Raw genomic sequence first — 11,618 nt, 5'->3', positions numbered from 1 at the left:
ACGATATATAAAACCAACTAACTAGATTATAACGGCCAACGATCTTGCGATACATTATCAGCAATGTAACAGATAACAAAAAAACGACAGGTCCAATATATAAGTTCAATGAAAAACTCCAGAAGCAGTAAATATGAACCGCATTTTTATGTCAGGAAATTCCACCAACAGTTTATCACTTCGGCGTTCGAATAAGGCAGTGCAGTACGTTTGATTTTATCAATAGTCCACACTTTCGTTAAACATGAGTACAACGCCTTCGAAATATCAAGTGGTTCATACCCCTGAACCAGGATACCATTTACACCTGGCTGAATGATTTCCTTTGGACCACTTGGGCAATCGACTGACACTACCGGCACCCCCAATGTCACAGCCTCGATCAGAACATTTGGAAATCCCTCATATAACGAAGTAAGCAATACACAACGGGCACCAAGGTAATGACTCACCGGATCTGCGGTAAACCCCAAAAAGTCGACCCACTCTCCGACTCCTCGATGCAATGCTTGCTCTTTAAGCTGCTTTTCGAGGCTACCTTGCCCAAGAAATCTCAGACGGAGCCCACTAAAATCTTGTCGAATCAATGAAAAGGCATCAACCGCACGATGGAGCGCTTTTTGCTCCTCCAATCGACCGACACATAAAATGTATCCAGGGAATTCTGGTTTTGGCACTGCTGACTGTGCAATAACACCTGTTCGCCGATTTACCGCGTTGTAAATGACACTTGTTTTTTCTGGCCGAATAGGCACATGTACCAATAAATCCTCTCGCATAGCCTGACATTGATTGATAACATGATCTAACCGACTATATAAAAACTTCTGTATCGGATTAACAACAAAACGCTGTAATGACGATGATTGGCGTAACGCATTTGCAGAGAAAGTATTGATATTCCTGCCGATTAATTGAAACTTCAATCTTAAAAACGGGCGGATTAATACCATAACGTGAGCCAATTCATAATTGAACACCACGACACGCTCAGGCTGTATGCTATTTAAATATCGAATTAACGGTAGAAACGCATGCCGGGCTTGTCTCACCCCCAGTACCGTTAACTTCACTTTACCTGACAGGCTGTTATGGTAAACAGAGTTATGCATATGCAGTACGATCAACTCTAGTGACATTCCCTGATCAGCTAATCCTGACGCAATATTGGCACAAACACCTTCTGCGCCGCCACCTTCAAGTGATGTAATTAGAAATACTGTATGTCCTGGTCGTTTTACTGGTGGAGACATCAGCCTTGTTCCTCCAACCAGCTTTGAAACATCAGTATATTCCATAACATGTATTGCCAGTCTCTGTGTTCCGATTGATGTTCAGACCAATATTTGCGGACCATACGAGAATTAAATATTCCCTGCTGATCTAATTTACTTGGGTCCAGCAGTGCTTCAGCCCAATCCTTCAGTGGTCCTCGCAGCCAATGATCAATGGGTACAGCAAAACCTGTTTTTGGCCTATCGAGCAGAGATTGGGGAACATGCCGGTACAACATTTGCTTTAATACCCATTTACCAATTGGACCTCGCTTTTTGACTGTAAGCGGCATCGCCAAAGCAGCTTCAATAAATCGGTGGTCAAGCATTGGTACCCTTCCTTCAAGCGAAACCGCCATGCTTGCTCTGTCTACTTTAACCAGAACATCGTCTGGTAAATAGGTTTTACTGTCACAGGTCATCATCCACATTAATCGTGCTTGATCATCTGGCAGTAAGTCATGTTCAGAAAAAAGCTTAGAAGGAGGACAGTTATGGAGTAGACGCTGCGGGTCTTTTACATCTGATACAACCTGAGTATACAAACCAGAAAAGCGGTCGCACTCTGCAAGTTCAGCAATCCTTGACATGCCATTTGACAGTAAACCTGTATTTGCGTGACCAAAAAGTATATCCAAGCGCCGCCATATGTCCGAATGAAATATTGATCGGCAACAGGATAGTGCTTTGAACACTGAAGCAGGAACCGCCGAAAGTTTTCTCTGCAACTTCAGACTATGTTCGTATCTAGTATAGCCAGCAAACAGTTCGTCACCACCATCACCAGATAATGCTACAGTGACATGACGCCGAGCTTCCTTGGCTATTAAAAACGTGGGAATTTGTGAACTATCACCGAATGGCTCATCATATATCTGCGGTAATTTTGGAATAACATTTAATGCATCTCGTTCTGTGACGTAGATCTCTGTGTGATCTGTATGCAAGTGCTCCGCAACTGATTTAGCATGTTCAGCTTCGTTGTAACCTGGGACGTGGAAACCAACTGTAAATGTGCGGATTGGTTTGCTTGATTGCGCCTGCATTAAAGCGGCAATTAGAGAAGAATCGGTTCCACCGGACAAAAAAGCACCGACCTGTACATCAGCCAACATCTGCTCACCAACAGTTTGTGACAACTGAGTTTCCAACAGCGTTAATGCCTCCTCGTCCGAGCCAGCAAAAGAGGTCTTGCTCATTCGTTCAAGAGCTTCATTAAATGACCAATACCGCTTAATTAAATGACAAAGGCTACCTGATGTCAGGTCATCCAGGGTCAACGTAAGCATGCAACCTGGCTCAAGTTTACTGAACCGCCGGTAAATTGTTCTTGGTGCAGGTACATATTTGTGTCGTAACATTAACGACAACGCTGCGATATCGATTTCATTATTGAATAGCGGATGGGCCTTAAGTGCCTTCAGTTCGGAACCGAACAAAAACGCACCTCCGCTATAGCCATAATAAATTGGCTTTTCTCCAGCCCGATCCCGGACCAGTGTTAACGTCTTGTTTTGAGTATCCCATAACGCAATAGCAAACATCCCTACAGCACGCGTAATAGTCTCTTCCAAACCCCATTGGCAAATACCGGCCAATAATGTCTCAGTGTCAGAGTGTCCGCGCCAAACCCGTGGCACGATTTCATTGAGTTCCCTCCTCAGTTCCCTGTGATTGTAAATTTCCCCATTAAAAGCTAACACAAATCGTTTATCGGCACTAAACATAGGTTGGTGACCAGCGTCAGATAAATCAACAATCGCTAATCGTCGATGTACCAGACCAAATTCACCACAATCTGATGTATATATGCCTTCGTCATCAGGCCCACGATGGGAGATGCTTTGCCCCATCATTCTAAGTAGTGCTGAGTGACTGACCAATAGTTCGGCCGGAGCCAAGACGCCCGCTAATCCACACATGAAATGTCCTTTTCAGTTATTCGTCTATCAGGTAGATATGATGATGTTTAACGTCACGATCGAATAAACTGCAATTAAAATGATTGACCGCATATTTTAAGACTTCTAAGCTCATCTTACGAATGAGGCTAGAAATCAGCGCCTTTCTGCCCAAAACTTAAGGGTATCGAATAAAAACCAGCACAATCCGGGTAGCATAGTTAAGGCAACCACACTTAACCCCACCTTACTCTGTGGCAGGTATTCCGTAATATGAGCCATATGACGCGAATGCATCAAAAACCGCCACCACCGGCAGCCTTCCATAAAAAAATATGTTGGCTTGGCACGGAAATATTTGATTTCGATTGAAAGGGAAACTTTTTTTGAAACCAATGCCCCTAGGGAGTTAGGTCTAAAGTCATTGATATTAGATAACTGATTGCCAGAGTCTTGGTAATAAATCCGAACAACTTTATTAAAAAAACGTGTTTTATATCCGTCGCTAATTTGAGACCACATATAGTTTTCAGGAATGTGCCCAGGAACAGATTCTGGAAAGGCATATTTCAGCATTAACTCACGCTTTACCATTCCCCATTTCTCTCCAGAAACTGTATGAATGAGTCTCAGGGCTATGGTATCAGAATCAAGGTAGCCGTCGTCTGACGGGTATAAATCTCCCACTATTATTCCATTCTGGTCTTCACACAAACCTGAAACGCCAGCGAATATCTGTCTACTGTCTTCTGGGATGGAATTCCAGCAAATCACCATGGATTCAATAGAGTCTTCGGGAAACTCATCATCAGAATCAGCTATAAGAACAAACTCTCCGGATGACAGACTAACAGCTTTGTTCACTGCGGTTTTTTTATGTGCATTAGCTTGGTAATGATAAATTATAGGGAAATCTGCAGTCTGACAAAAACTCTCGACCACGTTCCTTGTGTTGTCTGTGGAGCCATCGTCGACAATAATCCATTCAAAATTTCTATAAGACTGGCTTTCCAAGCTTTTAAACACTCGAGCAATCGTATGAGCTCGATTATATGTTGGTGTACAAACACTAATGACTGGACGTTGCATAAATAATTCAGCTTCTATCCCTAACAACAAAAAAAATCATAAAAATAAAGGCAACCAGATACACTAGTACCGTGGACGCCGCAACAAGTTCTGCTGTATTGAAACCTAAAAACTCCAAACTGAAAACTTTACTCATAACGCATAGTAGTGAACAAAATGCCACATAATCATATCGACGTATCGATACAAAGTAAGTAGAGATAAGTAGATATACGAAGTGCATCGGTGATTGAAGTGCCAATATTAAAAAAATATCCGCTACATTTTTTGTAGCATTTGCATCAAAAGCCCCGCGCTCAAACAATATGAAAACCAATAAATCACCAAAAAAATAAACTGCAACAACAAAAAATAACCCTAAAAAAAATACAATACCAGTCCACCTGATAAGCAGATTAAAGATTAGATCTTTCTCCAGCTCTGGCTTCATTGAAGAAAACACGGGTAAAGTAGAACGATTAATAGCAGTTGCTACCAGTCCTAAAAGCAGAGCGCACAATTTGCTCGCATAACTCAGCGACGAAACGCTGCCGGCGTCCAACCTAGCTAAATAATACTGGTCAATTAATGACAGTGTTGACATCAATATTTGCCCAACCATGACAACACCAATGTTTGTGGCAAGCTGCCTCCACATTTCTGTCTGCTGAATCGTATATGATGGCTTCAAATTTGGTTTATTCATACCCCAGAAATATAAGACTATTAAATGCACTATAAAACCCACAACTGTTCCGAATACGAGTGGGTTTTTCACTATATCAAATGGAATTATAATAACAAATATAACAAACAATGGAGGAATGGACTCATAGAGAGTGTTATAATGTTTTTCGTTAGACATCATCAACACAGAAAAATAAGCAGAAACACATGCAAATGGAATTAAAACAGACATATCTGGCAAAATTTCAATTGAATACGTCAGCATCTGTTGACTCATAGTTGAGTGTGTCAAAATATATTCAATACTGAAGTATGAAATGAACCACACAATTAACGAATACAATATAGTAAACGTGAAAAACTCAGACCTAAATTTAGTTAATTTTTCTGTTCCAACGTACTTGGATATCAGCGGTATCAATGTTACGGAAAAGATACTTAAAGATATAGACACAGGGAAACTGACATAGTTAAACACAAATAAATAAGCATCCAAATATGCTGAGGTTCCATAGCGCCAAGCAACAGCCATTTCTTTAGCTGCACCGGCAAACTTGCCTAAAAGAACAAATAAAGACACCATGACAAACGCTTTACGTATTCTTGTCTGATGGTCGCTCTGATTATTCACAGAATAGAAAACCTTCTAAAGCTTATAGGAAAATATTACCAACTGACAATTTCGTCAAATTTGACGCTGAAAGACCATATTCATTAAATACTTGCCGTATGAATTGCATTTCATTAACTGAGCTCTCCGCAAAACGGTCTCTTCATCGATCCAACCATTCATCAATGCAATTTCTTCAATTACAGCAACTTTAAAGCCTTGTCGGTGTTCTATAGTTTGAATAAAGGACGACGCTTCCAGCAATGAATCACATGTTCCGGTATCTAACCAAGCGAACCCTCGACCCAAGACCTCAACATGTAACTCTCCTTTAGCCATGTATTCTCTATTAATACAGGATATTTCCAGTTCACCACGTTTTGATGGCTGAATCAATTTGGCAATACTCACTACATCACTGTCATAAAAATATAAACCAGTAACCGCATAATTCGATTTTGGTCTTGAGGGCTTCTCTTCGATAGAAATTGCTTTCTGATTCACTCCAAACTCAACTACACCGAAGCGCTCGGGATCTAAGACTTGATAACCAAAAATGGTCGCACCTGGTCTCATCACAGCTTGTTTTAACTTAGGGCTGAAATTTTGACCGAAAAAAATATTGTCTCCTAACACTAAACAAACACGGCTGTTACCAACAAATGATTCAGCAATGAGGAATGCCTGAGCAATTCCATCAGGTGACAATTGAATTTCGTAAGTTAGAATAATACCGAACGCACTGCCATCACCTAGTAACCGCTGAAAAGCATTTAAATCCTCAGCTGTGGTAATGATTAGAATTTCGCGTATACCAGCCAACATCAGCACTGACAGTGGGTAGTAAATCATCGGTTTGTCATAGATAGGCAATACATGCTTAGACACGCCAAAAGTAATTGGATACAACCGTTTACCTGTACCACCCGCAAGTATGATCCCTTTCATTTCCTTGAGCCCTCAGGCACAAACTGCTGAACCACCCAATCATCATCCAAAGAAGTGTTCATCCAATGAGCATGGCTTAAATACCATTCTACAGTTGCCCGCAAACCAGACGAAAAACTAACCTGAGGCGTCCATCCCAATTCTCGTTCAATTTTAGAAATATCTGTAGCGTAACAAAAATCATGACCAGGCCTATCGCTCACAAATGAAATCAAATCCGCATAACGAGTAATTGCGGCCGGTTTATGCGGCACAATCTCTTCGAGAATTGAGCATATGCTTAGTACAACGTCTATGTTTTTCTTCAGACTTTTTCCACCTACGTTATAAGTCTCTCCAGGTTTCCCTTGTCTCACAATAGTATATAAAGCCCGCACATGATCGGCTACAAACAACCAATCACGAATTTGGTCGCCGCTACCATAAATCGGAATTGGAGTACCCGCCAATGCATTCTTAATCACTGTCGGAATTAACTTTTCAGGAAACTGGTAGGGACCATAATTATTGGAACAATTGCTGATGAGCGTAGGTAAGCCGAAAGTTCTTCTCCAAGCCCTCACTAAATGATCTGCGCTTGCTTTGCTAGCAGAATATGGACTACTTGGGTTGTATCCTGTCCCTTCGTTGAACCCGAGTTCTGGATTTTGTAATTCGCCATAAACTTCGTCTGTAGATACCTGATGAAAACGAAATTTATTTTTTTTCTGAAGTGGCAATTCCTGCCAATAGGCCCTGCAAGCTTCCAATAAAGTGTAAGTGCCCAAAATATTTGTATGAATAAATGGCGCGGGACCAGCGATAGAGCGATCGACGTGGCTTTCAGCAGCCAAATGAATTACTGCATCAGGTTGATATTCCCTCAATGCCGACCTTACTGCATCAGCATCACATATATCGGTTTTTACAAATGCATATCTACTAGAATCTGACACATCCGCCACAGAATCCAATCTGCCTGCATAGGTCAGTTTATCTAGATTAACTACTGAGTCTCGAGTATGATTAATCACGTATCGACAAAAAGCTGAGCCGATAAATCCAGCTCCCCCTGTCAGTAAAAACTTCATATTTTTTTGCTTCTACGATTTATCAGTACATACCTGAAAAAAACAAACAGAACACCGAATAAGAAGCCAGAAACGGTACCAACCATTGCTATAATTGCCCGCTTTGGTTTTATTTTCTCCTCCGCTACTATAGGTTTATCGATCATCCTGAATGTGTATTCTGATCTTACATTGGCTAAAGTAATGATCTGAATTTGCTCCTGAACTAACGTATGAAGCAAAGTTTTCATCTCAGCTAAATGTGTTTTTGACAACTGTTGATTCAGGTAGTCTATGCTCTGTTTAGCCTCATTTAAATCTCGTTGACGCATTTCTTCATTAATCGTAGTGATAAGTTTTAAGAGCCATTGCTGAGCTAAATAAGGTGAATAATGTTCAATACTGATAGACACCATTCCTGTCGTTTTATCTTTCACTACCGAGTAACTATCTTTAAATACTGTATACACTTCTTGAACACTTGGCTCTGGTGCAAATGGCAATTCAACTTTCCTCACCCATTTTTCTGCAGATTTATCATAAACTTCGTCATCCAGAACTAACGTATTTGTCGCCAAGTCCCAACCAGTAGCCGCAAGTACCGGTACTTTTAACTCGTTTTCTTCGATAAACCGGCTGACAAAATCTCGCGATTTCAATAGTTCAATCGCAAAATCCGTCTTGCTTCCACTAGAGCCACCTAAACTGACACCTGCCATGGCAGCCAAGCTACCTAACTGACTTGGCAGCTTTAAGCCTCCACTTTCCACTACAGGGGATAAGAGGGCTTCTGATTTATAAATATTTGGCTGCATCAGACTGTAGGTCACAGATCCAATCGCAAACAGAAATGTGACAACAACAATTAGGTATTTACCACCCCAAAGTACTTTAATAAGGTCAATTAAATCAAACTGTTCGTCATTGTGTTCGATATATTTTTGCTCGTTGGACAACATCTAACTCTCCATTTTTCTCTGACTTCCGTCTACGCTGATCAGAAACTGTTTATTGCAGCAATAGCTACGGCAGACTGATAGAAGATCTGAGTAACGGCGGTCCAAAGTGACAGGTTATCCTTATATTCGGTATCTACAGGGACCACTATGGTATCGCCTGGCTGAAGTGTGTCCTGAGCCACAGCGAACCAACTTGATGTGCTGGGAATTTGCACTGAACCGTTGGCCTTAATGACATACACCCGTTCTTTGTCAGCACGCTTGCGCATTCCACCTGCCAAATCTAAGTAATCTTGTAGGGTCAGGCCCTCTTTATAGCGATGGCTGCTGGCATGTTGTACTTCACCAACCACTGAAACGGTAAAATCAGAGCGAGGGATATAAAGCAGGTCACCGTCTTCGACTTGGATATCTGCCGTCGACTCAGAAGCAATCACGGCATCTAAATCCAGCACCAATCGTCCTACGGGCTCCTGCTTTTCAATTTGCTCTATCATCAATAATGATTCTTGTGCTGAAGCAGCCATACCGCCGCCGAGAGATTTATCTGCGGTCAGTGATTTCGTAGCTATATCTGAGCGTAGCTGCTCTGATAATTTTTTAAGCTGAAGGCGCTCACGTTCGCGTACGCTGTCACGCGTATAGATAGCGCCTTCGGCAAAGGCATTCCCTGTCAAACCACCTGCCCGTACAATCACATCAGATAATTTTTCACCACGCTTAATGGTGTAGCGACCAGGAAAACGTACTTCCCCGCGCACTTCCACAACCTGATCGATATTCCAGTTTGGTATTGGGAACACATTTAGTCTGTCGCGACTTTGAAGTGCAAAGCTCTGGGATCCATTAAATGCAGCTTGCAGATCCACGGAGATATTCTCGACTTCAATGCCGTTTTCATGAGCGGAAGCGGCAACTGCACGGGTAATCTCAGCACGACCAAGATAAGCAGCTTCTGTAAAACCGCCAGCCGCCATAACCAATGAAGATACGTCGGCATGTTCAACCAACGGGTATTCTCCCGGCACCCGGACTTCCCCCTGGACCCGGACCAATAACGCACTTTCTCCGGTACGAGCCTGAACTCTCAAACGTTCGACCAGAGGATACAACAATTCGGTCCGGGTTAAGCTTGCTGACAATGACAGCAAATCTTTGTCGTAGTAGAGACTGCGCATCACACGGGCCATTTCTTCTGGCAGTGCTTTTGAACCAACCACTTCATTAACAGCGTTATTAATGATGGAGCTATCTGCAGTTTGGTTAGCCTGCACCTGCGCGTTGCGCTGTGCAAGCTGCAACACAGATTGATCCGCTGTCGGGTCCTGATCTCCGGCAGCACTCAGGGTCATGCTGTCCAGCATCGAGGCTCTGTTACGAATTTGTTGCCCAGCGATAAATTGACTGACACCACGCTTTGCGGCAGCCTCACGGTGCAGCTCAGTACGACGCAACAACTGAGAGAATGCTTTTTTGGCCAAATCTTCAGTTGCAGCCCATTGCATATCCTGGGTTGACTGAAGCCGTTGTTCAATCTGCTTTCTCAAATAGGAGTTAAGCTCGGCACGTTGGTAAGTCTGATCAGCATGATGAAAAATCAGAACAATATCGCGGGGCATTAGGGCAACGTTGTCCGCTGACGCCGGTGAATTGACTGCATTGGCTAAATTAAACTGGATGACCTTCACGTCCCCAACATTATTGGTTTCGCGGACAACCAGCGCGTAATCCAGGTCCACAGTTAACAACAAATCTGACCAAAATGAACTGATTAAATTATTGATACGTTGCCCTTGCTGCCAAGCATAAAGGCCCGGGCGCACAACTGCACCTGCAAGAGTAATGACATTTTCGATTCGGGGAGAGGTTTCTGCAATACGAAGAATATCGCCATCCCGAAGCGGGATTTTGCGATTCTCTGCTTTGGTCAGGTCTAAATTGAGCAAATCGCGCAAATTATTGCTGTTGTATCTTTCCAGTACAACAGCCTGCGGGTAAGCACCTGCAGCAGCCCCCCCCGCCATAGACAGCAATGTATCCAAATTTTCACCAGAGGCTATTTCATAAATGGCAGGTCGTTTCACTTCACCCAAAGCCTGGGCCGTGCCTTTGATTGGAGCAACAAACACCACATCACCATGGCGAAGCAGGATATCCGCTGAACTGTCCCCTCTTAGCAACAGATCATATAAATCAAAATGTCCGACCGTCTTTCCGGCACGTTTGATTTGAATATTGCGTAAACTCCCGATATCAGAAACACCACCTGCAAGGTACAGCGCCTGAGTGACACTTGTCATCGCCGATACCGAATACATACCCGGATTTTTTGCTTCACCTGCAACAAATACGTTGATCGTTCTTAACTTGCCCATGCTGATAGCTGCGTCAACACCGAGCATAGCCTCAGAAATTTTGCTTTTTATCAGTTCGCTTGCTTCTGAGAAACTCAGCCCCCCGATAGCAACCGGCCCAATATCTGACAGGTTGACCGTGCCATCTCTACTGATAATCAGCTCATAACTGTCATTGTTCTTGCCGTACAATTGCACCAATAAGGTATCGTCAGGGCCTAAACGGTAACTGTCAGCAACAGGTGCATTATCAACCGGTGCAAAAGTGCTTACCTGTGCACTGAACAAATTCATCCCAAAACGTTGAGGTTTGTCCGGATCAGCAAGCAGAACGTCGTTAGTCGACTGTTGCAGCGCGGAGCCACTGAAATTCGCAGATCCTTTTGGTACAAGAACTTCTGTATTTGCCCCTAATTGCTCCGCCGATGAGGTTTGATTCATCCCGGCAGGCAAATTAATACCATATTGTTTCGCTAACTTTTGCTGCTCGGCGGCGGGCAGGTTTTTGAACTGAGCCATCATGGCGGGAGAAGGAGTAACAGCGGCCTGTGACACAAAACACAGAATAGCCACACTACTTACAGCGAGTTTCAGCAACTTTTTTAACACAACTGGCTCCATAAGTACTTGTATTTACCACGGGTTTTATTTCCTGTCCCGCATCACATTAATCCTACAAAACAAGGTTGCAAAGTTTACCCTGTTCAACTAATCAGGGCGAGTAAAAACTTGTGAGAGTCTTTGTCACATCGCACAACAATCACGCGC

Annotated in this window: 8 protein-coding genes; all 8 read right to left on the bottom strand. The window is 42.9% G+C overall.

What is annotated here, in order from left to right:
* Positions 1–146 precede the first annotated feature (146 nt).
* The 8 genes from WKJ04_RS14935 to WKJ04_RS14900 all read right to left on the bottom strand — a co-directional run bounded on the left by WKJ04_RS14935 (position 147) and on the right by WKJ04_RS14900 (position 11,459).
* Entirely contained in the window at positions 147–1,253 is a 1,107-nt protein-coding gene (locus tag WKJ04_RS14935) for a glycosyltransferase (protein ID WP_337881136.1), read from the bottom strand.
* Positions 1,253–3,196 carry an asparagine synthase (glutamine-hydrolyzing) gene (gene asnB / locus WKJ04_RS14930; protein WP_337881135.1) on the bottom strand — a complete coding sequence of 648 codons (1,944 nt, stop codon included), beginning with the start codon at positions 3,194–3,196 and terminating at the stop codon, positions 1,253–1,255. Before asnB ends, WKJ04_RS14935 begins: the two co-directional genes overlap by 1 nt.
* Before the next feature lie 135 nt (positions 3,197–3,331).
* Positions 3,332–4,264 carry a glycosyltransferase family 2 protein gene (locus WKJ04_RS14925; protein ID WP_337881134.1) on the bottom strand — a complete coding sequence of 311 codons (933 nt, stop codon included), beginning with the start codon at positions 4,262–4,264 and terminating at the stop codon, positions 3,332–3,334.
* 7 nt (positions 4,265–4,271) lie between these two features.
* A complete protein-coding gene (locus WKJ04_RS14920; protein WP_337881133.1) occupies positions 4,272–5,561 on the bottom strand; it encodes a lipid II flippase MurJ in 1,290 nt (429 codons plus the stop codon).
* Between the two features lie 54 nt (positions 5,562–5,615).
* Positions 5,616–6,488: a glucose-1-phosphate thymidylyltransferase RfbA gene (rfbA, locus tag WKJ04_RS14915; protein ID WP_337881132.1), complete on the bottom strand. Its 873-nt coding sequence runs from the start codon at positions 6,486–6,488 to the stop codon at positions 5,616–5,618.
* Complete coding sequence (gene rfbB / locus WKJ04_RS14910; RefSeq protein WP_337881131.1) at positions 6,485–7,558, bottom strand: dTDP-glucose 4,6-dehydratase; 1,074 nt, start codon at positions 7,556–7,558, stop codon at positions 6,485–6,487. The genes rfbA and rfbB overlap by 4 nt, the downstream gene beginning before the upstream one ends.
* Positions 7,555–8,496, bottom strand: coding sequence for a Wzz/FepE/Etk N-terminal domain-containing protein (locus WKJ04_RS14905; protein ID WP_337881130.1), 942 nt, complete (start codon positions 8,494–8,496; stop codon positions 7,555–7,557). The genes rfbB and WKJ04_RS14905 overlap by 4 nt, the downstream gene beginning before the upstream one ends.
* A 38-nt stretch (positions 8,497–8,534) precedes the next feature.
* Positions 8,535–11,459, bottom strand: coding sequence for an SLBB domain-containing protein (locus WKJ04_RS14900; protein ID WP_337881129.1), 2,925 nt, complete (start codon positions 11,457–11,459; stop codon positions 8,535–8,537).
* Positions 11,460–11,618: the final 159 nt, after the last annotated feature.

The sequence above is a fragment of the Rheinheimera sp. genome, assembly GCF_037442345.1.
GTDB lineage: Bacteria > Pseudomonadota > Gammaproteobacteria > Enterobacterales > Alteromonadaceae > Pararheinheimera.
Note: the sequence above shows the minus strand (reverse complement) of the source record. Positions and strands in the feature narration are given on the sequence as shown.

What these genes read in the sequence shown, in the direction of transcription:
- WKJ04_RS14935 (WP_337881136.1), bottom strand. Translation starts at nt 1,253, where the DNA reads ATGTCTCCACCAGTAAAACGACCAGGACATACAGTATTTCTAATTACA.
- asnB (WP_337881135.1), bottom strand. Translation starts at nt 3,196, where the DNA reads ATGTGTGGATTAGCGGGCGTCTTGGCTCCGGCCGAACTATTGGTCAGT.
- WKJ04_RS14925 (WP_337881134.1), bottom strand. Translation starts at nt 4,264, where the DNA reads ATGCAACGTCCAGTCATTAGTGTTTGTACACCAACATATAATCGAGCT.
- WKJ04_RS14905 (WP_337881130.1), bottom strand. Translation starts at nt 8,496, where the DNA reads ATGTTGTCCAACGAGCAAAAATATATCGAACACAATGACGAACAGTTT.
- rfbA (WP_337881132.1), bottom strand. Translation starts at nt 6,488, where the DNA reads ATGAAAGGGATCATACTTGCGGGTGGTACAGGTAAACGGTTGTATCCA.
- rfbB (WP_337881131.1), bottom strand. Translation starts at nt 7,558, where the DNA reads ATGAAGTTTTTACTGACAGGGGGAGCTGGATTTATCGGCTCAGCTTTT.